Source organism: Acidipropionibacterium timonense (genome assembly GCF_900605005.1).
Taxonomy (GTDB): domain Bacteria; phylum Actinomycetota; class Actinomycetes; order Propionibacteriales; family Propionibacteriaceae; genus Cutibacterium; species Cutibacterium timonense.
Genome location: NZ_LR027558.1, coordinates 2,249,221 through 2,271,869, shown reverse-complemented (window position 1 = coordinate 2,271,869; position 22,649 = coordinate 2,249,221). Strand labels below are relative to the sequence as shown.

The following is a 22,649-nucleotide window of genomic DNA, read 5'->3' as shown; positions in this document are numbered from 1 at the left end:
TCAGGAGGGGACCACGTGGCAGACAACCGACGTCGGCATCGCCTGTCCCAACCCTTGAAGTTCCTCACCCTGGCGGTCGTCGTGGCACTCCTGGGCGTGGCCACCGCGATCTCCGGTCATTCTATGCTGACGCGCGCCGGCGTGCTCGCACCCCGAGCGGCGTCGACCATCCCCTCGACCCTGTACTCCCCGACGCCGTCGGCCGGGCTGCCCGGCGGGGACGGGACGGTCGGGCCGGCCCCGGCCGGGTCAACCACCGCGGCCCCCGACGCCGCCGCCCTGGCCGCCCGGATCGCCGCGGTCAAGGGGCGCCCGGGGACCCTCGGTGGCCTGGTCATCGACCCGGCCAGCGGGGCGACGCTGTACTCCTCGAACCCGACCGGGCTGCTCATGCCGGCGTCCAACCTCAAGGTGCTCACCGGCCTGGCCCTGCTCGACTCCACCGACGCCGGCACCCGCTACGCGACGACGGTCGTGGCCACCGGGAAGGGGCACATCGTCCTCGTCGGTGGGGGAGACCCGTACCTGCGATCCACCCCGGCCAGCGGCTCGACGACCGCTGCCCGGTTCGCCTCCACCCAGGTCCTGGCCTCCCGCACCGCGGCAGCCCTCAAGAAGGCCGGGATGACGAGCGTCACCCTGGGCTACGACGCGAGCCTGTTCACCGGACCGTCGTGGAGTCCCAACTGGCCGTCGACGTACGCCGACCAGGTGACCCACATCAGCGCCCTGTGGGTCGACGAGGGGGTCGACGCGAGCACGGGGACCCGGGCCGCCGATCCGGCCGCCGCCGCGGCGACGACCTTCGCCACCCAGCTCAAGGCGGCCGGGATCACCGTCACCGGGACGCCGGCCGCCACCACGGTGCCGAGGACCGGGACCTCCGCCGCCACGACGAGCACCCCCAGCGGCGCAGGGAGCACACCAGCCAGCTCCGGGGTCGCCGAGGTCGCCCGGGTCGAGTCGGCTCCGGTCGAGGACCTGCTGGCCACCGCCCTGCTCCACTCGGACAACTCGGCCACCGAGGTGCTGAGCCGCCACATGGCCCTGGCCTCCGGCGAGCCTGCGACCTTCGTCGGGGCCGCTGCGGCCCTCCAGAAGCGGCTGCGTGCCCTCGGCGTGTGGCAGGACGGGGCGGTCGTCCAGGACGGGTGCGGACTGTCACGCGGCAACCGGGTGAGCGCCCGGATGCTCGCCCAGGTGTGGCGCGTCGCCCTGGCGACGCCGCGGCTGCGGCCCATGACGACCGGTCTGCCGGTCTCGGCGGTCGCCGGGTCGTTGTCGGACCGCTTCACCGAGTCCGGGGCGGTCGCGGGCCGGGGCGTCGTCAATGCCAAGACGGGGACCCTCACCGGGGTCTCGTCGCTGTCGGGGTGGGTCCGTGCCGCCGATGGCCGGGTGCTCGTCGAGGCCTTCATCCTCAACGACGCCGCCGATGTCGACGCCGCCCGCAGCTGGCTCGACCTGGCCTCGGCGGCCGTGGCCGCGTCATGACCCGTCCTGCCGGCGCCCGGAAGGATCGCTGATGTCGCGTCGGGCACTGGGTCCGGCCAGCCTCGAGGTCGCCCTCGCGGTGCGTGACGTGCTCGACGGGGTCGACGAGGCCACCGTCGGCTGCTCGGGTGGCCCCGACTCCCTGGCCCTGGCCATGGGGGCGTTGTGGGCCTCGAACCGCACCGGCACCCGGGTGCGTGCGGTCGTCGTCGATCACCAGCTCCAGGCCGGTTCGGACGCCGTCGCCGCACGCACCGCCGCAGTCCTGGCCGGCCGTGGCATGGAGTCCCTCGTCGTGCCGGTCGACGTCGACCCTGGCCACCCCGACGGGCCGGAGGCGGCGGCGCGTCTGGTACGGCGGCGGGCCCTGCTCGACCACGCCGGGGCCGGTCCGGTGCTGCTGGGCCACACCCTCGACGACCAGGCCGAGACGGTGCTGCTCGGGCTGGCCCGGGGATCGGGGGCCCGCTCGGCGTCGGGCATGAGGATGCGAGCGGGACGGTTCTGGCACCCGCTGCTGGGGGTGCGTCGGGCGACGACCGAGGCCGCCTGCCGTCAGTGGGATCTGCGGCCGTGGCTCGACCCGCAGAACGAGGACGCCAACTTCCTGCGCTCCCGGGTGCGCATGGAGGTCATGCCCGTCCTGCGGCGGGTACTGGGTGAGGCCGTCGTCACCAATCTGGCGCGCAGCGCCGACCTCCTGGCCGCCGACGATGAGGCCCTCGACCGGGTCGTCGACGGGTGGATGGCCTCGCGCAGCCGGAGGTCGGGGGAGGGCGACGGGCTCGAGGCCCTCGACGTCGACGCGCTCGCCGAGCTGCCCGGCGGGCTGGTGGGACGTGTCGTCAAGAGGTGGCTGGAGGGCCGTGGGGTGCGGGCCNCCGCGTTCCAGACGACCCGCCTGCCCACGCGCACCGCCCGGCCCCCCGGCAGGTCGACGCCGTCCGTGGGCTCCTCGTCGGTCGTGGCGGGGCGGGCGTCGACCTGCCGGGGGGCCGGGCGGTGCGCGTGGGCAGGCGGGTCGTCTGGAACGCGGGGCCCGAGTAGGGTGGCGTCGTGCGCGCCAGCGATCTTGAGCAAGATTTCGACAGGGTTCTCTTCACCCAGGAGCAGGTCGAGGCCCGTGTGGCCGAGGTCGCCGCCCAGATCGACGCCGACTACGAGGGACGTGACATCCTCATGGTCGGCGTCCTCAACGGGGCGGTCATGACCCTCGCCGACCTGTGCCGGTCGATGAGGAGCCACATGACGATGGACTGGATGGCGGTGTCGTCCTACGGGGCGGGGACGAAGTCCAGCGGTGTGGTACGCATCCTCAAGGACCTGTCCGGTGACATCGAGGGCAAGGACGTCCTCATCGTCGAGGACATCATCGACACCGGCCTCACCCTGAGCTACCTCGTGCAGAACCTCAGGTCGCGCGGACCGAAGTCGCTGGAGATCATGGCGATGTTCCGCAAGCCCGAGGCCCTCACCTCCCCGGTCGACGTCAGGTACGTCGGTTTCGACATCCCCAACGAGTTCGTCGTCGGGTACGGCCTGGACTACGCCGGCAGGTACCGCAACCTCACCGACGTCGCCACCCTCGCGCCGCACGTGTACGCCTGACCCGGCCCCGGGCCGGGCGAGTACGTCACCGGGCCCACGTCACAGGACGGGGGCGGGGCTGCCGTCCTCCCAGCTCAGCTCGAGGCGCCGCAGATGGAGTCCACCGCGGGCCCAGCCGGCACCGGTGACCCACAGTCGGTCGTCGTCGACGACGTACTCGGGGCAGTGCTCCTCGACGACGAAGGCCGGGGCGCCCTCCCAGTGGAAGGGGTCGGAGGACAGGTACACCCGGGTGAGGTCGTACAGGGTCGCGTCGCACACCGACAGCAGCCAGACGGGTCCGTCCGGGCCGGTCAGCGGGATGACGAAGGGCGACTCGGTCGGGCCGCCGAAGGTCCCGGACTCGGCCGAGGAGAAGACGACGCGCGGGTCGGACCAGGTCCGCAGGTCGGTGCTCGTACGCGCCGCGACCTCGTGCACCCCACCGGTCGGCGTCGAGGTGCGCGTGTAGTAGAGCACCCACTGGTCGTCGACGCGCAGCACCATCGGGTCACGGGCGTCGTACCCGTCCTCGAAGAGGGGGTGCCCGGCGTCGCGGGTCCACGTCCACAGGTCGTCGCTGGTCGCCAGCTGGATGCGGTACCGGGAGTGGTCCGGGGTGCCGCCGGCGTAGAACATCCAGTACGTGCCGTCGTGGGCGATGACGTGGGGGCCCACACGTGGGTCTCGCCCCGGGAGACGTCGGCCTCGATGACCGGGTCGTGGTCGGTCCACGGGCCCCGGAGCGCCGGGGCGGTCGCATGGAGGAAGTGGACCTCCTCGAGGGGGCGGGCAGGTTCCGGGGCCGTGATGCCGAAGAGGTGCCACAGGCCGTCGTGGTCGCGTAGGAGCGTGTGGTCGTTGAGGTACCGGGCCTCCTGCGGGGTGGACGGGTCGAAGACGCGGTCACGGTCGCCGATGTGGGCACGCAGCTTCATGGGTGCTTCCTTGGGTCAGGTGCGTACGGAGGACTGCCGCACGATGAGCGAGGGGTCGAGGGTGATCTTGGCGTTGTCGAGGGTGTCGTTCCTCGACCGGGCCAGCAGGAGTTGCCCGGCCCACCGACCGATCTGCTCGACCGGCTGGGCGACGACGGTGACGGTGGGGGTGACCATGCGCGTCCAGTGGTCGTCGTCGACGCCGACGAGGACGACGTCCTCGGGGACACGCCGGTCGTGGTCGCGCAGGGCGAGGAAGGTGCCCGAGGTGATGGGCCCGTTGACGGCGAAGACCCCGTCGACCTCCGGCATGGCGTCGAGGGCGCGGCCGACCTTCTCCTCGACGTCGCCGGCTCGCAGGTCGACCCTGAGGACCCGCTCCTCGGGGACGTCGACCATCATCTCGGCCATGGTCGCCAGGAATCCCTGTTCGCGGGTGGCCGTCGAGGTGACGGTGGGCGGGCCGGACACGACGAGTGGCACCCGGCAGCCCTGCTCGACCATGTGGTCGGCGGCCAGGTGCCCGATCATCTGACCGTCGACGGTGACCCGGTCACCGTTGAACTCGGTGACCCGGCGGTCGATGGTGACGACGGGGATCCCGGCCCGGTCCAGGGCGGTGAGCTTCGTCGAGGCCGACGTCGCGGCCAGCAGGACCCCGGACACCTGGTGGGCGATGGACGTGGCGATGTAGGCCTGCTCCCGTGCCGCGTCCTCGCGGGAGTTGCACAGGACGACGGAGTAGCCGTCGGCATTGGCGACCCCCTCGAAGGCCTCGACGACCCTCGTGAAGAAGGCGTTGTGGACGTCCGGGATGATCGCCGCCCACATGTCGGAGCGTTGCCGACGCAGGGCACGACCGACGCCGTTGGGGACGTAGTCGACCGCGGCGACGGCCTCCTGGACGCGCTCGACCAGGCGTGGGTCGACCGTGGGATTGCCGTTGAGGACGCGGGAGACGGTCGCCGGGGAGACACCCGCGGTTCGAGCCACGTCGGCAATGGTCACGGGCCTGGGCGTCACGGCGTGGTTCGCGGTCATGACCTCACCCTGCACCTTCCGTGGTTCCGTCGTCGAACGGCCACTACTTGAGGCCGGCCATCTTGATGTTGCCGATGATCTGTCGCTGGAAGATGAGGAAGAGGATGATGACCGGCGCCGCGGCCATGGTCGACCCCGCCATGAGGAGCCCGAGCTCGGAGGTGCGCTCCGACCGGAAGGAGGCCAGGTACTGCTGGAGCACGAACTTGTCCGGGCTGGTGATCGTCATGATCGGCCACACGTACGAGTTCCAGTAGGCGAGGAAGGAGGTGATCCCCATGACGACGAAGGGCGGTTTCGACAGGGGCAGGAACAGGTGAAGGTAGATGCCGAACCTCCCGCAGCCGTCGAGCATGGCGGCCTCCTCCAGGGAGGACGGGATGTTGAGGTAGAACTGCCGGATGAAGAAGATCGTCGCGGCACTCGCGGCGCCCGGGATGACGAGGACGCCGAGGGTGTCGAGCATCTGCAGCTTCGTCACGACGATGAAGCTCGTCAGGAGGATCGTCATGCCGGGAATGAACATCGTCGTGATGACGACGACCCAGATGACCTTCTTTCCGTAGAAGTCGAGACGGGCGAAGGCGTAGGCGGCCAGGCTGTTGACCGTCAGGCTGAGGGTCATGAAGAGCAGCGCCCCCAGGAAGGTCCAGGCCATGGTCCGCATGAAGGTCGGGTCACTGGCGATCTGGACGTAGTTCTGCCACCGCCACACCTCGGGGAAGAACTGGAACGGGGTGCGGAGCACCTCGGTCTTCGACTTGAACCCGGCGATGACCATCCACAGCAGTGGGAAGAGGGCCAGCGCGATGAAGATGAGGCCGACGATGACCTTGCAGGTGTTGACCACCCACCACCCTGCGGTGCGATGGTGGCGACGCCTGACGGGTCGGGTCCGAGGGGCCGTCGCGGTGCCGTCGGACGGTGCTGCAGTGTGTGCGTTCGTCATGTCAGTCGACCAGTTTCTCGGAGTTGAGGACGCGGAAGATTCCGGCGGAGATCGTGCCGAGCACGACGAAGAGGAGCAGCGCGGCGGCGATCGAGTATCCGACGAAGTTGTCCCCGCGGAAGTGATTGAAGATGAAGAGGTTCGGCAGGGTCGTCGAGTCCAGGGGGCCACCATTGGTCATGACGAGGGGGAGTTCGTACTGCTGGATCGCGCCGACGAACCCGGTGATGATGAGATAGAGGATGATGTTCTTCATCTGCGGCAAGGTGATGTAGATCGTCTTCTTCCACCAGTTGGCGCCCTCGAGCTCGGCGGCCTCGTAGAACGAGGTGGGAATGTCCACCATGGCCGCGACCATGATGAGTGCCGTCAGCCCCATGCCGAGCCACACGGCGGGGACGGCGACGGCGGTGAGAGCTGTCTGCGTCTCGCCCAGCCATGCCCTGGGTTGTTCGCCGAAGGCCCCCAGGACGGCATTGAGCAGGCCACCCGAGTAGTCGTAGATGAGGGCGAAGGTGATGGACGCGATGACGCTCGAGATGATCGTCGGGATGTAGATGCTCACCTTGAGGACGGTGGCGAATCTCCGTGACACCGACACGACGAGGGAGGCGAAGAGGAAGGCTGCGACGATCGTGAAGGGCACCGTCATGACGACGAACTTGAGGCCGCGCAGGACGGCGTCCTTGAACTGGGAATCGGTGAGGACGTCCTCGAAGTTCTTCCACCCGACGAAGGTGCTCGGCTGGTAGAAGCTCCAGTCGTAGAACGACAGATAGATGGCGTAGATCGTCGGCCAGATGACGAAGATCCCGAGCAGGATGACGGCGGGGGCGAGGAGCAGATAGGCCAGCCGGCTGTCACGGTATCTGTAGCGCCTGTTGCGGCGCGTGGTGTCGCGGTCCACGGTGGTCGATCCGGGGTGGCTGGCCATGGTGACTCCTTCGTCGGGCGGGTGGGGTCGTCCTCGGGGTCGATGTGCCCCGAGGACGACCGGTGAGGTCACTTCTTCGGCGCGATGGACGCGAGCTTGTCGCGGTCGATGACCTTCTGGATGGTCGTCGCGGCCTCCTTGAGCGCGTCATCGGCGGACTTCGCGCCCTTCATGCCCTTCTCCATGGCCAGGCCGACAGCCAGGGAGACGTCCCAGGGGTAGACCGGCTCCGGGATGGCATAGGGAACGACGTCCTTGGTGACGACGGAGCTCCACGGTGCCGTGGCAGCCTTCTCGTCCTTGCTCACGGCGTCGGCGACCGTCTTGCGGACGGGGGCCTTCGTGAACTGCGTCTGGACGAAGAAGGGGACGAGAACCTCGGGATCGCCGGCCAGCGCCCAGGCGATGAAGTCGGCGGCGGCCTTGGCGTTCTTCGACTTGGCGTCGACGACCCACTTGAAGTTGCCCAGGGTCGACGTCGGCTGGTTCGCCTTGCCGTCGGCCGAGGGGAAGGGGCAGATGCCGGTGGTCGTCAGCAGGTCCTTGTAGTCCGATCCGATCTCGGACATCATCCAGGAGCCCGAGACCTTCATGGCGACCTTCTTCTGGCCGTAGTCCTTGCCCTCGACGTAGGCGGCCAGGGGCTGCTTGGGGATGTACCCGTTGTCCCACAGCTTCTTGTACGCCGCGATGAGCTTCTTGTAGCCGTCGTCCTCGACGTTCGGCTTGGTCCAGTCGTCGGTGAGGGCGGTGTGGCCGGCGAAGTTCATCTGCTGACCGACGCTGGACCAGGCGAAGGTGGCCGAGTCCTCGGCCGTGCTGATGCAGTACTGGCCGCTCTTGAGGGTCGGCTTGAGCTTGGCGCAGGTCTGGAACAGCTCGTCCCAACTCGTGGGGCCCTTCTCCGGGTCGAGCCCGGCAGCCTTGAACATGTCCTTGTTCCAGAAGAGGACGGTCTGGGGCTCCAGCAGCAGCGGGTAGGCGTAGTACTTGCCGTCCTGCTGGGCGATCGGCTTGGCGGCGTCGATGATCTCCTCGAGCTTGGACTTGTCCATGAGGGAGTCGAGCTCATGGATCTGCCCCAGACGCACCGCGTCCGCGATCGATCCGGAATGGGTGTAGACGTCAGGCGCCTTCCCGGCGGCCTGCGCCGCCTTCATCTTCTGGTCCCAGGCGTCGGCCGGGATCTCGGTGTCCTTGACGATGATCTTGCTCTGCGCCTTGTTGAAGTCCTGGACCACCTTCTTGTACCAGGCGTTCTCGACCGGGGTGAAGGTCCGGTGCCAGAACGTGATCTCGGTGACGCCGGCTGCCGACGCGGCCTTGGCGCTCTCCTCCTGTGACTTCGACTGGCCCGGGGTGCCGGACCCGCAGGCGCTGAGCGCGGCGAGGGCGGCCACGGCGACGGACCCGCCCAGGACCTGGCGACGGGTGATGGGAGACATCATTGTTCCTCCTAGGTGGATGTGTGGGTCTGGCCCACGACGGGGATGAAGGGGTGGGCAGGGAAGGGGGTGTGGGGGCTCGTGGCGCGATCTCATCGGCCTCCTGGATGTCGACCTGGCACGGCTGCGTCACCCGAGCCGGGGCAGCCGGTCCTCGACCGGAGCCAGGGTGAGGTCCTGGGACGGCGTCTCCTGGTACCAGTAGGCGACCGAGGAGATGTCGTCACTGCGATGGTTGTCGTGGCCGTGCTCGATGGTGACCCGGATGGACTTCTCGAAGGGGACCGGGTCCTCGACGTGGAATCGGTAGTAGCTCACCTGTCCCGACCAGTTCTCGCCGCCCGGAAGAGTCAGTCCGTGATACGGACCGTGGAAGCTCTGGTCGGGGCACCATGCGGTGTTGAAGTAGTCCTCGGTGCCGGTGCCGTGGAGCTCGGGGGGCCATGCCTCGCCGTCGACGAAGATCATGTCGTCGCCCTCGCCGTACCAGTTCCAGTCATCGGTGTGGCGGAGGTTGGTCGTGTTGAGGATGCAGCCGACGTAGTGCCCTCGTCCCGCGGTCTCGAGGATGGTGTAGTTGTCGGCGCCGGTCGTGTTCCTGCCGCCGAAGAGGAACTCGGCGTTGGTGCGATCGCCCTGGTCCTGGCCCTGGGTGGGGTTCTCCCGGTGCCATGCGGCGTGGAAGCGGCCCAGCCCCTCCTCGAGTTCGTCGAACTGCTCGTAGTCGATGTAGTAGTAGAAGCGCAGGATCATCTCCTGGCACTCGTTGGTGATCTCGAAGCGGGCCCCGTCGGCGAAGGGCATGTGCCACCACGAGTTGAGGCCCTTGCCGTCCTGGGGGCTCATCTGCAGGGGTGCGGAGGAGAAGTTGCCGGTGCGGGCGTGGCCCATGCCGAAGAAGTCACCCAGCGGGGTGAGGATGCTCGGCTTGTCCGATCCGTCCCAGTACGCCTTGAGGACGATCTTGCGCAGGTAGGCGTTGTCGACGAAGTCCGGGGTCGTCGGCACGTGGCTGGCGACGGTCATCCAGATGTGGTTGACGTCGCCGGCCCCGGTGAGGTTGGCGATCTCCACCGTCTGGCCGGGTTCGATGACGACGAAGTCGTCGTTCCCGCCGCTTCGGTCGTAGGAGGAGGCGCGGCGACGCCGGGTCGAGCGGAGGCGGGGAAGGTCTCGCAGGCTCGAGCCGTGGGGGCCGTAGCTGGTCATGGCTGGTCCTTTCCGTCAGGGGCTGTCGGGATCGTGGAGGAGTCGACGAGGAAGGCGTCCACCTCGTCGCGGGTGGGGGCCGAGGAGGCACCACCGCGCCGGGTCACCGCCAGGGCGGCCGCGGCGTTGGCGCGGACCGCGGCGGCCTGGAGGTTCTCCCCGGACGCCAGGAGGGCGCACAGCTGTCCGCAGAAGGTGTCTCCGGCGCCGACGGTGTCGACGGCCTCGACGACATGGCGGTCGATGAGGGTGGCACGCCGTCCCTGCTCGACGACGAGCACGCCCCGCGACCCGAGGGTGACGACGACGTCGATGTCATGGGTGCGCGACAACCTGTCGGCCGCGGCGCACACCTCGTCGCGGTCCTCGGCGTCGACGCCGGCCCACGACGCCAGCTCGACCTCGTTGGGGACGACGACGTCGCACAGCTCCAGCAGATGGTCGGGCAGGGGGGTGTAGGGGGCGGGGTTGAGGACGACCCGCACCCCGGCGGCGTGGGCGATCTCGGCTGCCTCGACGACGGCCTCGACCGGGAGCTCGAGCTGGAGGAGGAGCACCTTCGCCGACTCGATGACCTCCCGTTGGGCCGCGATGCTGGCCGGGGTCGATCGAAGGTTCGCCCGGGGGATGATGATGATGGAGTTCTGCCCGTCCTCGGTGACGACGGGCAGGCCCACCCCGGTGCCGGTCGACTCGTCGCGGATGACACCGTCATGGGCGATGCCCTCGATGGTGAGCGCGTGGACGAACTGGTTGCCGAAGAGATCCTGGCCGACCCGTCCGATCATCGACGTCGGGACCTCGCACCGGGCGGCGGCCACCGCCTGGTTGAACCCCTTGCCCCCGGGAGTCTGGACGAAGTCGGTCCCGGCGAGGGTCTCGCCCGGCTCGGGGCGTCGGGGGGCGTAGGCGATGAGGTCCATCATGAAGGAGCCGACAACGCAGACCCCGCCAGTCGATGTGGTCATGAGGTTCACCGTGCCTTCGACAGGGTGGCCCCGAGCGTCCCGCCCGGATGTCGCAGGTGGAAGTCGTCGGCGTCGAACTCGCCGATGACCTGGAGGCCCGCTCCCAGCGCGTCACCGAGGGCCAGGGTGGTCGCTGTGGACGCCGTGGGTCCCAGTCCGAGGGGATCGGCCTCCCGCTCCACCTCGATCGACAGGTGGACGTCGCTCAGGTGTCCCAGGGGGCTCTCGGCCGACCTCGACAGGGCGATGACCTTCATGCCGAAGTCCTTCATCCACTGGGCGACGGCGACGACCTCCGCGGTCCGGCCCGAGTAGCTGATGACGACCCCGAGATCCTCCGGGCGGCACATGCCGTAGTCGCCGTGAAGGGCCTCCGAGGAGTTCATGAAATAGGTCGGCGTGCCGAAGGAGCACCACGTGGCGGCGATCTTGGAGGCGATGTGTCCGGACTTGCCCAGGCCGCTCACGATGACCCGTCCTCGGCAGTGGGCGAGCAGGTCGAGGGCCTGCGTGAGGGCCTCCTCGTTGCGAGCCCAGAGGGCCTCGATGGACCGCGCCTCGATCTCGAGGGCGAGGCGGGAGGCGGCCGCGGCTGCGGGGAGGTGCCGGGGATCGGGGCTGTCGAGCATGTCCTGCCTCTCATCGGTGAGAAACACTGGGGAATCGATTTCCTGAAGAGTAGAGCGGTTTGGACTGTCGCGTCAAGAGGTTTGGGTGAACTTCTTCCGGATGAAGTCATGGGATCGACGTGTGCTTGGTGATCGCCGGCCCCCCGGCGCCGCTCTCCCACGCCCGCCGCGAAACCCGTCCCGCGGCCCTGTGACGCCCCTGGAACGGCGCCCCGCCGCTGGTATCGTGGGCGGGCGTATCCCCTCGACGCCCTAGGTTGTTCATGAAAAACACGTCCCGCATCTTCCGCGGACCGGTGCCCTGGATCCTGCTGTCCATCATCGCGGTCATCGCGGTGCTCCAGATCGCCGGCTCCACGAGCGGGTACAAGGACATCCCGACCTCCCAGGCCGTGTCGATGATCGACGGTTCCCAGAAGCTCAAGACGGTCGTCCTCACCGATGGCGACCAGACCATCAAGATCACCGACGCCAACGGCCAGCACTACCGCTCCTACTGGGTCGGCAACCAGAGTCAGGACATCATCAAGTCCCTCGACAAGCGCGTCGCCGCCAAGACCCTCGAGTCCTGGGAGGGGCAGAACCCCGGCCAGAGCATCTGGAAGTCGCTGCTCATCAACTTCCTGCCGTTCCTCATCATCGCCATCTTCTTCATGTGGATGATCAATGCCGTCCAGGGTATGGGCGGGCGTGGCGGCGTCATGGGATTCGGCAAGTCGAAGGCCAAGGTCGGCACCAAGGACACCCCCAAGACCACCTTCGCCGACGTCGCCGGGTGCCAGGAGGCCATCGACGAACTCCAGGAGATCAAGGAGTTCCTCGCCGAGTCCGAGAAGTTCCGCCGCGTCGGCGCCAAGGTGCCCAAGGGCGTCCTCCTCTACGGCCCTCCCGGCACCGGCAAGACCCTCCTGGCCCGCGCCGTGGCCGGGGAGGCCGGGGTGCCGTTCTTCTCCATCTCCGGGTCGGACTTCGTCGAGATGTTCGTCGGCGTCGGCGCCTCCCGTGTGCGTGATCTCTTCGAGCAGGCCAAGGAGGCGGCCCCGGCCATCATCTTCATCGACGAGATCGACGCCGTCGGACGCCACCGCGGTGCCGGCATGGGTGGCGGGCACGACGAGCGGGAGCAGACCCTCAACCAGCTGCTCGTCGAGATGGACGGTTTCGACGTCAACACCAACGTCATCCTCATCGCCGCGACGAACCGGCCCGACGTCCTCGACCCGGCCCTCCTGCGTCCCGGGCGTTTCGACCGGCAGATCGCCGTCGAGGCTCCCGACATGGAGGGACGCCTCAAGATCCTCGAGGTCCATGCCAAGGGCAAGCCCATGGCCAACGACGTCGACCTCGAGGCCATCGCCCGCCGCACCCCCGGCATGACCGGTGCCGACCTGGCCAACGTCCTCAACGAGGCCGCCCTGCTCACCGCCCGCGCCAACCTGCCGGTCATCGGACGGGCGGAGCTCGACGAGGCCATCGACCGCGTCATCGCCGGTCCGCAGAAGAAGACCCGGATCATGAACGAGCACGAACGGCTCGTCACGGCCTACCACGAGGGCGGGCACGCCCTCGTCGCCGCGGCCATGCCGGGGACCGACCCGGTGCAGAAGATCACGATCCTGCCGCGCGGACGGGCCCTCGGCTACACCATGGTCATGCCGGACTCCGACAAGTACTCCCAGACCCGCGGGGAACTGCTCGACTCCATGGCGTACATGCTCGGTGGCCGCGCCGCCGAGGAACTCATCTTCCACGACCCGTCCACCGGCGCCTCGAACGACATCGAGAAGGCCACCAAGGTGGCCCGGGCCATGGTCATGCAGTACGGACTCTCGGCGGCCATCGGCACCGTCCAGCTGGGCTCGGGGGACACCGAACCCTTCCTCGGCATGACCGCAGGACAGCAACGTGACTACTCCGAGGAGACGGCCAAGGTCGTCGACGACGAGGTGCGCGCCCTCCTGGAGAACGCCCACCAGGAGGCCTTCGACTGCCTCGTCGCCAACCGCGAGGTGCTCGACGAGCTCGTCCGCCAGCTCTTCCTCAAGGAGACCCTCGGCAAGGAGGAGGTCGCCCGGATCTTCGAGCCCCTCAAGCGCTGGCCCGCCCGGGGCGCGTTCACCGGCTCGGACCGACGCATCCCCTCCGAGCAGCCGCCCATCACCCCCCCGGCCGTCGAGGGGGTCGACGAGAACGCTCCGGTGACGCCGGGTCCCCGTCACGGCGAGCTCCCGCCCACCCCGGGTCCGCAAGGCCCGGGTGGTCAGGGGGAGCCCGGACCCTGGGAACCGCCGTCCGACTGGCGTCCCCCGTCCTGGGGTGGGCCCGTCGACACCTCCGGTGACGTGAACTCCTGATCCGTGACGGCTGGCCCATCTGCTGCGTACTGACCCGTCCGTCCCCTAGCCTCGACGATCATGCCCGCCGTCCCGAGGAGGCCCCGATGGCCCGCACGAGCCTGACGACCTACGGGGTCATCGTCGCCTACAACCTGCTCACCGTGGTCGGCGTCGTCCTGCTGGGCTGGCCGGTGGGCAACATCCTCCTGCTCGGCTGGTGCGAGAACGTCATGTTCGTCATCGCCGCGGCGCTGGCCAACGGACGCCTGCGGCGGGAGTCGAGGCGGACCGGCGAGCCGATCCCGACCGACCCGTCGGCCTGGCGGACCGATGACGGCATGCGCCTTGACGCCACCGCCTCGCCGTTCGCCTACCTCTTCGTCAATCTCTTCTTCTCGGTCGTCCACCTCGTCTTCGCCGGTGCCATGGCCTTCGTCGTCGGGGTGAGGTTCACCGTCGCCGCCTTCGGCGTCCCCTTCGCGCTGGCCGTCCTGCGCCACCTCACCGAGGGGTTCACCGACTCCCTGGCCGACCCCGACGTGCGCCGCGCCAAGGACCTGCGGGCCGCCCGGGACGCCAACCGGAGGGTCATCGTCCAGCATCTCTTCATCATGGTCGCCTGGGGTCTGGGTATCACCCTCATGGTCCTCAATGCGAACCACCTGGCGGGATGGAGCGGATCGGGTCTCGGCAACCTCGAGGACACGAGGAAGGTCGCGGTGCTCGGGGTGCTCGTGCTCTACGTCGCCGCCAAGACCATCGTCGAGGTGCGGATCGCGTGGGCCCGTGACCATGTGCGCCCCGCCACGAGCCTGTCGGCGGCACGGCAGGGCGCGTCGGCCTGAGTCACGGTCCCCGGCCGCGGCCCCTAGGATCTGTCGGGTGAGCGAGTCCATGCCAGAGCTACCCGTCGACGTCGTCCGGGCCCGGGCCGCGGTGCGCGAGTTCCTCCTGGCCATCGGCGAGGATCCCGACCGGGAGGGGCTGCGCGAGACGCCGGCGCGGGTCGCCAGGGCCGCCGCCGAGATCTTCCGGGGCCTGGCCCAGGACCCTGCCGAGATCCTCTCCAAGACCTTCGACATCTCCCACGACGAGCTCGTCCTCGTGCGCGACATCGAGGTGCAGTCGTGCTGTGAGCACCATCTGCTGCCGTTCACCGGCGTCGCCCATGTCGGATACATCCCGGCCAAGGACGGCCGCGTCACGGGCCTGAGCAAGATCGCCCGACTCGTCGACGTCTACGCCCGCCGCCCCCAGGTCCAGGAGCGGCTCACCACCCAGGTCGCCGACGCCATGGTCGAGTACCTGCATGCCCGAGGGGTCATCGTCGTCATCGAGTGCGAGCACATGTGCATGACGATGCGCGGCGTGCGCAAGCCGGGATCGCGGACGGTGACCTCGGCCGTGCGAGGAATCCTTCGCGACCCCGCCACCCGGGCCGAGGCGATGGGACTCATCACGCGCTGACGTGCTGCCCGCGGGCCGACCAGCCTGTCCTCGTCACGGTCTCGTGGCCCACTTGGCCCTTAGAGTCGGTCCATGCATCACTGGAAGGTCAGGGCAAGTGGGCTCCTCTGCGGGCTCACCGTGGCGGTCATGTCCACCGCAGTGCCGGCGCGGGCCGACGGGAGTTCGTCGGCACCGGGACAAGCGCCGGTGCCGGTACCGATCGTCGATGCGGTGGCCGTGAGCCCCAACACCCGTGACAAGCGTCAGGCCTCGAAGCCCGGCTCGGTGGTCCTGGCGCTGCACGCCGTGCGACGTCTGTCCCAGGCCACCGTGGTCTACTACTCGGTGACGGTCGACGCGTCGGCGTCGGGGCCCGCCGACCTGGGCTACTTCGTCGGTTCCGGGGGCTCCCAGGCGCACTACAGCAAGACCCTCAGCGCCGATGGCGGCATCATCGACGTTCGCAATCGGAAGCTCTACCGGACAATCGGCGACTTCCAGGGCTGCAAGATGTGCGGGAACGGGTGGTGGAACGGATCGCCGGCCCAGACCCGGCCCGGGCATTCCGTGGTCGGTTGGTTCAGCACCCCTCCGGTGCCGTCCGACGTCCAGCGGGTCGACGTCGCGGTCGGCAACCGCATCTTCCATGACGTGCCGGTCGACGACGGCGCACTCACCCCCACCGTCGACAAGGACGCGGCGACCCGGCAGTGGACCGATGGCCTGCCCCTGGGGGTGGCTTGGCCGGCCCTGGACCCGAACGATCTGACGAGTGTCGATGTGGCCTCGTACGTCAGCCCGCTCATTCTCACGACGGGCGAGGTCTCCGATGCCCGGCGGGAGCGGGTGACCAAGGGGACCACGAAGATCGATCTGGACTCCTCGGTCCTCTTCGACAAGGACTCCGACGTCATCAAGCCCGCCGGACGTGCCGTCATCGATCGGGCGGCCAAGGAACTCGTGGCGCGCAAGGTGACGGGCAGGGTCGAGGTCACCGGGTACACCGACAACCTCGGCACCGCCGAGCACGGCCTCGACCTCTCGCGTCGTCGTGCGGCGGCGGTGGCCAAGGTCCTGGGGCCGCAGCTGCCCAAGGGGGGCACCTTGGTGACCGCCGGCAAGGGCGAGGCCGACCCGGTGGCCAGCAATGACACGGAGGCCGGACGACGCCTCAACCGTCGCGTGACGATCACCGTCAAGGAGGGATGATGAAAGCTCGTTCTGTCGCCGCCGGCCTCGCCGCCGTCCTGGCCCTGACCGCCTGCGGGGGTTCTGACAAGTCCGACGGGTCGCACACCCCGACGCCGACCGTGGCTGCCACGACGACGTCCGGGACGAACAGCTCCGCCTCGCCGAGCGCCATGAGCTCGGCGGAGGTGGCCTCCCGGGAGTCGGCGGCCGCCCAGCAGGTCATGGGTAGGCTCAAGGACTCGGGCGGGCCCGTTCCCAAGGACGTGGCCAAGGTCTCTTTCCAACCCCATCGCTACAAGGTCGACGTGACGCTGCACGTCGCCTCGGTCAGGACTGGAGCCACGGGCACTGTCCTCACCTTCTGGCTCACCTCGAGCGGAATCGATCATGCCATGGCTGTCGCCAATCCGGAGGACTTCCCGTCCCTCGTCGACACCGCCGGGGGAATGAAGTACTCGGTCGACTCCTTCAGCACGGGCAAGGACACGCCGCTCGTCGTCGGCAGCGAGGAGCCGGAGTTGGCATCGGACGGCGTCTACGTCATGCAGGCGGCGTACCCGCCGCTGCCCGACTCGGTGACGAAGGTCAAGATCTCGGTCGGGTCGGCGACGACCTCCCCCGATGTGCCGGTGACCCGCTGACCGGGCCCCTCCTTATGGGCCCGGACTGGGACCAGATTTGGGACCACGGACTCAGGTGCTCGGGGGTGCTCTGTTCCTAGGCTCGCCACAGGTTCGGGACGCCGTCGAGAGGAAGACCCATGTGGGCCAGGAGTGAGCGGGGCGCCGCGTCGATGGAGCACGTGGCGATGCTTCTCATCGCCGCGCTGTTCGTCGGGGCCGTCGTCGTCGGCATCAAGCCCGAATGGGTGCGGTACAAGGTGTGCCAGGCCCTCGTGGCCGTCTCCGGGGAAGGATCGTGCACGGCCCCCGCCAAGCCACCGGCCCAGACCCCTCCCAAGCCGTGCGTGACCAACAGCTCGACCGATTCCACGACGATCCATGCCGAGGGCCAGATCATCTGGGTCAAGGTCGGTGGTGAGGCCGGCTACGGGTACCGGTACATCCAGTACAGCGATGGCACCGTTGACGTCGAGTTGTACTACGCCGTCAAGGGCGAGGCCGGTGCCGGCAAGTCGATCGGCGGCGACGGGAAGGCCGGTGCGACGATCGAGGCCAGTGGGTCGGTCAAGTACCAGAAGGGCGAGACCTTCCATTACGACAGCCTTCCCGCCGCGCAGGCCGATCAGAGCAAGCTCAAGCAATACGCCCAGGACAAGGCCTTGGCGACGATCGGCCTGGGGAGTGACCCGAAGCTGGACAGTGCCAAGCACACCTCGACCTCCGACGTGTGGGAGTTCGGCGTGACCGCCCAAGCCGATGTCGGGATCAATCCCAGCGGTGAAGCCCACAAGTCGACGGTTGCTGGGCTCGGTGGGAAGCTGGATGGCAAGGTGTCCTACACGACCACGCACGACGAGCAGTCCGGGTCGGTGACGACGAAGATCGAGACGGTTGGTTCGGTCAAGGTCTCCGGCAACATCAACACTCCGTCTGACGACTCCGGGGTCAACGCGTCGCTCAACGGGAAGCTCCAGGGGGATGCCAAGACCTCCGTGGCGGTGACCAAGGACAAGTCGGGCAACATCACCGAACTCGTCATCACCCAGAGCTGGGCTGGCGGCGGTGGTGCAGGCCTCGACGTGGGCACTGGAGGCAACGGCAAAGGCAAGCACAAGCCCAAGCACGCGTCCGACGAACCGGCCAAGGGCCCCTCCGATCCCAACTACAAGCCTCGTCACGCGGCCGACGACGAGGGTCCCGACGTCGACGGCGCCAGCAAGACCGGTGGGGATGGAATGGGCCGGACGACGAGGACCTACCGACTCGTCGTCAACGACCAGAATCGTGCCGAGGTCACCAAGTGGCTTGGCGGCGACGGTATCGGTGTCACACAGGCACCGGGCCTGCTCGTGAAGTCGGCACTCATCAACCCGCTGGACGTCAACACGACCGACGAGTTCGCGAAGTTCCTCCACGACTCCGAGGATGCGCAGATCGACGCCCAGACGAGCCAGGAGAACAGTGCCTCCGACGACAAGAGCCTCGACCTGGGGGTCGTCTCGGGCGGAATCAAGAACGACACCGAGTCGACGTCGTCGACCGGTCAGACATACTGGGTCTTGGAGAACGGCCAACGAGTGCCCAAGCCAGCCGTCGGCTGCAAGTGAGTGAAGGACCACGACGACCATGAAGTTCACCTCCCCTGACGCCATGACGCGTCGCGCCGTCCTCGCCGGGCTGGCGCTCGGCGGCATCACCCTCGGCGCCGGCCTCACCGGTTGCTCGGGCTCGCAGAAAGGAGACGGTGACGTGGACTCGAGTTGGGTCACGGCCGAGGTCGGGCACGTGTCGGTGCGGCACCCCGCCGAATGGGTCGAGAAGGAATCGTCGAGCAAGATCTTCACGAAGATGTTCACGAACGGGACCAGCTCGATGCTCATCGCCGGTGATTTCAGTTCCAACACCGATCCGGTGCTCGCCTACGGCAAACTCGACGCCCAGTCCGTCGGGGTGCTCGAGGGATACCACTCCAAGGGCCACGAGGAGATCACCGTCAAGGGGGCGGCGAAGGCCGTCAAGTGTCCGTTCCAGTACACCCAGGACGGAAAGACGGCGTACGGCTGGTGGCTCATCGCCTCGGGGGCAGCACCGATCGGCGGCACCAGCGTCGTGAGCATCAACCTGCCCACCGACGACTCCGACACCGTCGACAAGATCGTCTCGACGATGGAACTGAGCCGGTGAAGGGTGTTGTCGCCGGCGGCCGGCGAGCTCAGGAGTCCGCGTGGTCCGATCCGACGTGGACCCAACAGGTGCCGCGCCGGTCGGGCGCACGGCAGATCGCCTGGTCCTGGGGGCTCACCCTCCTGGCGGCCGGTCTGGCCGATGCCGTCGTCCTGTGGACGCGAGTCCTCGTCGGCCACCCCCGCGCGGGATCGGTCCTGCTGGGCCTCATCGCTGCCGTGCCGCTGGTACACCTGTGGGCTGCGCGCCGGGCCTCGACGACCGTGTGGTGGGCCTGTGCAGTGGTGCTGCTGGCTCTCGCCGGAATGGCCGGGTACGCCTGGGTGAGGGTCGACCTCAGTCCGGTCGAACCGCAGGTCGTCGCGGTCATCGTCTCGATCCTCCCGTTGGCGGTGTGCAGTGCCCTTGGTCTGGGATGTCTCTGGAGGGTCTGCGAGCGCCTCGTCGCCGATCATCGTCACCTGTGAGTTCGCCCTAGACTCCACCCCATGATCGACGTCGACCCCGCCGCCACCGCGCCCCATCCTGTCCGGACCCTCGTCATGGGGGTGCTCAACGTCACCCCCGACTCGTTCTCGGACGGGGGCCGCTGGTTCGACCCCGCCGTCGCCGTCGACCACGGTCGCGACCTCATCGCCCAGGGCGCGGACATCATCGACGTCGGCGGCGAGTCGACCCGGCCCGGATGCGAGCGCACCCCGGTCGAGGAGGAGGTACGTCGGGTGCTCCCGGTGGTCCAGGCCCTCTCGGTGGAGGACACGGCGCTGAGCGTGGACACCATGAGGTCGCAGGTGGCCGAGAAGGTCATCGACGCCGGCGCCACCATCGTCAACGACGTCTCCGGCGGCCTGGCCGACCCCGACATCCTCCGCGTCTGTGCCGGCGCCGACGTCGACCTCGTCCTCATGCACTGGCGTGGGCAGTCGGCGTCGATGCAGACCCTCACCGACTACGACGACGTCGTGGCCGACGTCATCACCGAACTGTCCCGGCAGGTCGACGCCGCCCTGGCGGTCGGCGTCGCGCGTGAGCGGATCATCGTCGACCCGGGCATCGGGTTCGCCAAGACCGCCGAGCACAACTGGCAGCTCCTGCGCGCCGCCGACGCCTTCCAGGACGCCTTCGCCGACCTGCGGGTGCTGTGGGGGGTGAGCCGCAAGGGGTTCCTCGGGCAGCTCCTGGCCGGGTCGCGCGGTCCTCGACCGGCCATGGGACGCGACGCCGCCACCGCCGCGATCACCAGCTACTGCGCCCTGCACGGGGCCTGGGCGGTCCGCACCCACGAGGTGCGGGACAACCGCGACGCCTGCGAGACGGTCGCGGCCCTGCGGGGCTGAGCGCGGTCCGGGGTCGTCCCGGTGAGGGAGGTCGGCCCGGACGAGTCCCGTCCGAGGCGCTGACCGGCGGCAAGGTACTGTCGAAACCATGAACACCATCGACGACCCCGGCCACATCAGCCTCACCGGAATCGCCGCCATGGGCCACCACGGGGTGCTCGAATCCGAACGTCGACTGGGGCAGCCGTTCATCGTCGACGTCGATCTCGAGCTGCCGGTGACGAGCTCCGACGACCTGTCCGACACCGTCAACTACGCCACCGTGGCCCAGGGGGTCGTCGAGGAGATCGAGGGTGACCCGGTCGACCTCATCGAGACCCTGGCCGGTCGGATCGCCGACCGGTGCCTGGCCGAATCCTTGGTCCGGGCCGTCGCGGTGACCGTCCACAAACCCCACGCGCCGGTCGGGGTCACCCTGGCCGACGTCGGCGTCACCGTCAGGAGGAGACGATCATGACCACCCCGCCCGTCGACCTCGACACCCTCGTCATGCCGGCCATGAGGACCGTCGTGCTGAGTTTGGGCGCCAATCTCGGAGACACCCTCGAGACCCTCCAGGGGGCCGTCGACCTGCTGCTCGCCACGCCCGGGGTCGTTCCGGTTGGCGTCTCACCGATATACCGCACGACGCCGGTGGGTCCGGTCGTCGACCAGCCCGAGTTCCACAATCTCGTCCTCGTCGTCGAGGCCGCCCTGTCGTCGGCCATGCTCCTGGACCGCGTCAACGCCGTCGAGCAGGCCTATGGCCGTGAGCGGGACGAGCCCGGGGGTCCGAGGACCCTCGACGTCGACATCATCACCATCGGGGACCGTCAGATCGACCGAGCCGATCTCGTCGTGCCCCATCCGCGCGCCCACGAGCGCGCCTTCGTCCTCGTCCCGTGGCTCGACGTCGACCCAGACGCCGTCCTGCCCGGGCGTGGCAGGGTGGCCGACCTGCTCTCCGATGTCGACACGACGGGCGTGACGAGGACCGACGAGGCCATCATCCTGTCATGACGAGACGACTGCCAGACGGATGGGAGCCTTCGGACGGATCGACCGGGGACCCGGATCACCGGGGCCCGGGCGGTTCCCGGCGACCTCCCACCGGACAGCTCACCCCGACCGACACCCGGACCGTCGTCGTCGCCGCCCTCTGTGGGGCAGCCGTCGGCTGGTTCGCGCTCAGCCTGTACAAGGTGGCTGACGCCTTCGTCCCGGTGCTGCCGTGGTCGCTGCCGATCATCCTCACGATCGTCGCGGTCGGGGTGTGGGTGGACGCCCGCGTGCTGGCCCGCAGGGTGGCGCAGGATCGACGCCGGGTGGGCTCGACCGAGGGACTGGTGAGCCTGGCCCTCGGCAAGGCCCTCGTCCTCACCGGGGCTGCGCTGGCCGGGGCGCTGCTCGTCTACGTCATCACCTTCGTCGGTCATGTCAACATTCCCTTCCCGCGGCAACGCGTCATCCGGGGGCTCGTCGCGACCGCCGTCTGCGTCCTCCTCGCCTGGGCGGGGCTCCGGCTCGAGAAGGCCTGCCAGGTGCCCGGCGCGGGTTCCGGCGAGGACGACGGGGAGGGCTCCTGAGGGCTGCCTCACGGCCCCTTCGAGGCTGTACGGGGCCCTTCCGGCCCTGTAGGATGTGCCGCGTGAGTGGTGTGCAGAAGGGCAAGCGGGTCGAGAAGTCGTCGAATGAGCGTCGGGGAGTGCTGATCCTCCTCATCGCCGCGTCGGTGGTGGCGGTCGTGTGCGCCGTGCTGCCGTCGGTCTGGGCGGTTCGTGCCGGTGTGGTCGTCGCGCTGGCTGCCGCCTGGGTGTCGGTCATCATGGCCTGGCGGGAGGTCGAGGCCGTTCGCACCGCTCACTTCGCCGAGATGCGCCGGATGCGTCGTGACGCCGCCGACGCCGAGCGTCGCCATCACGAGGAGTCGATGGACATGATCGACACCTTCGCCCAGCGTGTCGGGGCGATCTCCAAGACCCTGACGCAGACCCGTGCCAAGCTCGACCGCGCCGAGAACGAGCTGTCGACCCTGCGCGGGGACAAGGCCGCCCTCCAGTACAAGGTGTCCGCCGGCAACAAGAAGGTCAACGAACTCGAGGCGCGCATCGCCGAGCTCGAGACCGAGCTCCAGTCGGTGCTGTCCGAGGCCAGGGAGGGCCGACTGGTGTCGCTGACGCGGACCGGCTCGGAGACCGTGCCGTCGGCCGAGGAGATCTGGGCCAAGGGCAATGACACGACGATCGTCGATCTGTCCCGGGTCGCCTTCCCCGTCATCGACGCCGCACCGGAGCGCCGCAAGGCCTGAGCCACGTCGTCACCCGCAAGCCCCCGGAGTCCGCGCCGGGGGCTTCGT

22 protein-coding genes and 2 pseudogenes are annotated in these 22,649 nt (G+C 68.9%); 16 read left to right on the top strand and 8 right to left on the bottom strand.

Annotation, left to right across the window (positions count from 1 at the left end):
* Window positions 1–15 precede the first annotated feature (15 nt).
* The 3 genes and pseudogenes from dacB (at window position 16) to hpt (ending at window position 3,102) form a co-directional block, all read left to right on the top strand.
* Complete coding sequence (gene dacB, locus E0E30_RS10705; RefSeq protein WP_245306577.1) at window positions 16–1,494, top strand: D-alanyl-D-alanine carboxypeptidase/D-alanyl-D-alanine endopeptidase; 1,479 nt, start codon at window positions 16–18, stop codon at window positions 1,492–1,494.
* A 31-nt stretch (window positions 1,495–1,525) separates the two neighbouring features.
* Window positions 1,526–2,541 (top strand): annotated as a pseudogene (tilS, locus tag E0E30_RS10700) (tRNA lysidine(34) synthetase TilS).
* Window positions 2,542–2,550: 9 nt separating this feature from the next.
* A complete protein-coding gene (gene hpt, locus E0E30_RS10695) occupies window positions 2,551–3,102 on the top strand; it encodes a hypoxanthine phosphoribosyltransferase (protein ID WP_130866262.1) in 552 nt (183 codons plus the stop codon).
* 39 nt (window positions 3,103–3,141) lie between these two features.
* Here hpt and E0E30_RS10690 read toward each other — a convergent pair whose 3' ends face one another.
* The 8 genes from E0E30_RS10690 to E0E30_RS10655 form a co-directional block, all read right to left on the bottom strand.
* Window positions 3,142–3,759, bottom strand: coding sequence for a glycoside hydrolase family protein (locus E0E30_RS10690; protein ID WP_130866261.1), 618 nt, complete (start codon window positions 3,757–3,759; stop codon window positions 3,142–3,144).
* Window positions 3,760–4,034: 275 nt separating this feature from the next.
* Window positions 4,035–5,060, bottom strand: coding sequence for a LacI family DNA-binding transcriptional regulator (locus E0E30_RS10685; RefSeq protein WP_130866260.1), 1,026 nt, complete (start codon window positions 5,058–5,060; stop codon window positions 4,035–4,037).
* A gap of 43 nt (window positions 5,061–5,103) precedes the next feature.
* Window positions 5,104–6,009 (bottom strand): carbohydrate ABC transporter permease, encoded by a 906-nt coding sequence (locus E0E30_RS10680; protein WP_130866259.1) that lies wholly within the window; start codon window positions 6,007–6,009, stop codon window positions 5,104–5,106.
* Between the two features lies 1 nt (window position 6,010).
* Window positions 6,011–6,943 carry a carbohydrate ABC transporter permease gene (locus tag E0E30_RS10675; RefSeq protein ID WP_130866258.1) on the bottom strand — a complete coding sequence of 311 codons (933 nt, stop codon included), beginning with the start codon at window positions 6,941–6,943 and terminating at the stop codon, window positions 6,011–6,013.
* Between the two features lie 68 nt (window positions 6,944–7,011).
* Complete coding sequence (locus E0E30_RS10670; RefSeq protein WP_130866257.1) at window positions 7,012–8,391, bottom strand: extracellular solute-binding protein; 1,380 nt, start codon at window positions 8,389–8,391, stop codon at window positions 7,012–7,014.
* A gap of 126 nt (window positions 8,392–8,517) precedes the next feature.
* Window positions 8,518–9,597 carry a glycoside hydrolase family 172 protein gene (locus E0E30_RS10665; protein WP_130866256.1) on the bottom strand — a complete coding sequence of 360 codons (1,080 nt, stop codon included), beginning with the start codon at window positions 9,595–9,597 and terminating at the stop codon, window positions 8,518–8,520.
* Window positions 9,594–10,565, bottom strand: coding sequence for a ribokinase (gene rbsK, locus E0E30_RS10660; protein ID WP_130866255.1), 972 nt, complete (start codon window positions 10,563–10,565; stop codon window positions 9,594–9,596). The genes E0E30_RS10665 and rbsK overlap by 4 nt, the downstream gene beginning before the upstream one ends.
* Window positions 10,566–10,570: 5 nt before the next feature.
* Window positions 10,571–11,194, bottom strand: coding sequence for a KpsF/GutQ family sugar-phosphate isomerase (locus E0E30_RS10655; protein ID WP_130866254.1), 624 nt, complete (start codon window positions 11,192–11,194; stop codon window positions 10,571–10,573).
* 263 nt (window positions 11,195–11,457) lie between these two features.
* Between E0E30_RS10655 and ftsH the strand changes: the two are divergent.
* The 13 genes and pseudogenes from ftsH to E0E30_RS10590 all read left to right on the top strand — a co-directional run.
* A pseudogene (gene ftsH, locus E0E30_RS10650) lies at window positions 11,458–13,515 on the top strand (ATP-dependent zinc metalloprotease FtsH); the annotation flags it as partial.
* Between the two features lie 119 nt (window positions 13,516–13,634).
* On the top strand, window positions 13,635–14,375 hold the full coding sequence (locus E0E30_RS10645) for a DUF6498-containing protein (RefSeq protein ID WP_130866252.1): 741 nt from the start codon (window positions 13,635–13,637) through the stop codon (window positions 14,373–14,375).
* Window positions 14,376–14,424: 49 nt separating this feature from the next.
* Window positions 14,425–14,997: a GTP cyclohydrolase I FolE gene (gene folE, locus E0E30_RS10640; protein WP_130866867.1), complete on the top strand. Its 573-nt coding sequence runs from the start codon at window positions 14,425–14,427 to the stop codon at window positions 14,995–14,997.
* A gap of 72 nt (window positions 14,998–15,069) precedes the next feature.
* Complete coding sequence (locus tag E0E30_RS10635) at window positions 15,070–16,188, top strand: OmpA family protein (RefSeq protein ID WP_130866251.1); 1,119 nt, start codon at window positions 15,070–15,072, stop codon at window positions 16,186–16,188.
* 152 nt (window positions 16,189–16,340) lie between these two features.
* Window positions 16,341–16,811: a hypothetical protein gene (locus tag E0E30_RS10630; protein ID WP_130866866.1), complete on the top strand. Its 471-nt coding sequence runs from the start codon at window positions 16,341–16,343 to the stop codon at window positions 16,809–16,811.
* A gap of 119 nt (window positions 16,812–16,930) precedes the next feature.
* Window positions 16,931–18,400, top strand: a complete 1,470-nt coding sequence (locus tag E0E30_RS13665) for a hypothetical protein (RefSeq protein WP_245306576.1) — start codon at window positions 16,931–16,933, stop codon at window positions 18,398–18,400.
* Window positions 18,401–18,419: 19 nt separating this feature from the next.
* Window positions 18,420–18,977: a Tat pathway signal sequence gene (locus E0E30_RS10620; protein WP_130866250.1), complete on the top strand. Its 558-nt coding sequence runs from the start codon at window positions 18,420–18,422 to the stop codon at window positions 18,975–18,977.
* Complete coding sequence (locus E0E30_RS10615) at window positions 18,974–19,444, top strand: hypothetical protein (RefSeq protein ID WP_245306575.1); 471 nt, start codon at window positions 18,974–18,976, stop codon at window positions 19,442–19,444. The genes E0E30_RS10620 and E0E30_RS10615 overlap by 4 nt, the downstream gene beginning before the upstream one ends.
* A 21-nt stretch (window positions 19,445–19,465) precedes the next feature.
* Entirely contained in the window at window positions 19,466–20,314 is an 849-nt protein-coding gene (gene folP, locus E0E30_RS10610; RefSeq protein WP_130866249.1) for a dihydropteroate synthase, read from the top strand.
* Between the two features lie 88 nt (window positions 20,315–20,402).
* Window positions 20,403–20,771, top strand: coding sequence for a dihydroneopterin aldolase (folB, locus tag E0E30_RS10605; protein WP_130866248.1), 369 nt, complete (start codon window positions 20,403–20,405; stop codon window positions 20,769–20,771).
* A complete protein-coding gene (gene folK, locus E0E30_RS10600) occupies window positions 20,768–21,313 on the top strand; it encodes a 2-amino-4-hydroxy-6-hydroxymethyldihydropteridine diphosphokinase (RefSeq protein WP_130866247.1) in 546 nt (181 codons plus the stop codon). Before folB ends, folK begins: the two co-directional genes overlap by 4 nt.
* Window positions 21,310–21,879 (top strand): DUF3180 domain-containing protein, encoded by a 570-nt coding sequence (locus E0E30_RS10595; RefSeq protein WP_130866246.1) that lies wholly within the window; start codon window positions 21,310–21,312, stop codon window positions 21,877–21,879. The genes folK and E0E30_RS10595 overlap by 4 nt, the downstream gene beginning before the upstream one ends.
* A gap of 53 nt (window positions 21,880–21,932) precedes the next feature.
* Window positions 21,933–22,601: a cell division topological specificity factor MinE gene (locus tag E0E30_RS10590; protein ID WP_130866245.1), complete on the top strand. Its 669-nt coding sequence runs from the start codon at window positions 21,933–21,935 to the stop codon at window positions 22,599–22,601.
* The last annotated feature ends 48 nt before the right edge of the window (window positions 22,602–22,649 follow it).

Excerpts from the sequence above, each read along its gene's own strand:
- E0E30_RS10685 (WP_130866260.1), bottom strand. The coding sequence starts at position 5,060 with ATGACCGCGAACCACGCCGTGACGCCCAGGCCCGTGACCATTGCCGAC.
- E0E30_RS13665 (WP_245306576.1), top strand. The coding sequence starts at position 16,931 with ATGTGGGCCAGGAGTGAGCGGGGCGCCGCGTCGATGGAGCACGTGGCG.
- E0E30_RS10680 (WP_130866259.1), bottom strand. The coding sequence starts at position 6,009 with ATGACGAACGCACACACTGCAGCACCGTCCGACGGCACCGCGACGGCC.
- rbsK (WP_130866255.1), bottom strand. The coding sequence starts at position 10,565 with ATGACCACATCGACTGGCGGGGTCTGCGTTGTCGGCTCCTTCATGATG.
- folK (WP_130866247.1), top strand. The coding sequence starts at position 20,768 with ATGACCACCCCGCCCGTCGACCTCGACACCCTCGTCATGCCGGCCATG.
- folP (WP_130866249.1), top strand. The coding sequence starts at position 19,466 with ATGATCGACGTCGACCCCGCCGCCACCGCGCCCCATCCTGTCCGGACC.
- folE (WP_130866867.1), top strand. The coding sequence starts at position 14,425 with ATGCCAGAGCTACCCGTCGACGTCGTCCGGGCCCGGGCCGCGGTGCGC.
- E0E30_RS10675 (WP_130866258.1), bottom strand. The coding sequence starts at position 6,943 with ATGGCCAGCCACCCCGGATCGACCACCGTGGACCGCGACACCACGCGC.
- E0E30_RS10665 (WP_130866256.1), bottom strand. The coding sequence starts at position 9,597 with ATGACCAGCTACGGCCCCCACGGCTCGAGCCTGCGAGACCTTCCCCGC.
- E0E30_RS10655 (WP_130866254.1), bottom strand. The coding sequence starts at position 11,194 with ATGCTCGACAGCCCCGATCCCCGGCACCTCCCCGCAGCCGCGGCCGCC.
- E0E30_RS10595 (WP_130866246.1), top strand. The coding sequence starts at position 21,310 with ATGACGAGACGACTGCCAGACGGATGGGAGCCTTCGGACGGATCGACC.
- E0E30_RS10630 (WP_130866866.1), top strand. The coding sequence starts at position 16,341 with ATGAGCTCGGCGGAGGTGGCCTCCCGGGAGTCGGCGGCCGCCCAGCAG.
- E0E30_RS10635 (WP_130866251.1), top strand. The coding sequence starts at position 15,070 with ATGCATCACTGGAAGGTCAGGGCAAGTGGGCTCCTCTGCGGGCTCACC.
- E0E30_RS10645 (WP_130866252.1), top strand. The coding sequence starts at position 13,635 with ATGGCCCGCACGAGCCTGACGACCTACGGGGTCATCGTCGCCTACAAC.
- E0E30_RS10590 (WP_130866245.1), top strand. The coding sequence starts at position 21,933 with ATGTGCCGCGTGAGTGGTGTGCAGAAGGGCAAGCGGGTCGAGAAGTCG.
- E0E30_RS10670 (WP_130866257.1), bottom strand. The coding sequence starts at position 8,391 with ATGATGTCTCCCATCACCCGTCGCCAGGTCCTGGGCGGGTCCGTCGCC.
- E0E30_RS10620 (WP_130866250.1), top strand. The coding sequence starts at position 18,420 with ATGAAGTTCACCTCCCCTGACGCCATGACGCGTCGCGCCGTCCTCGCC.
- folB (WP_130866248.1), top strand. The coding sequence starts at position 20,403 with ATGAACACCATCGACGACCCCGGCCACATCAGCCTCACCGGAATCGCC.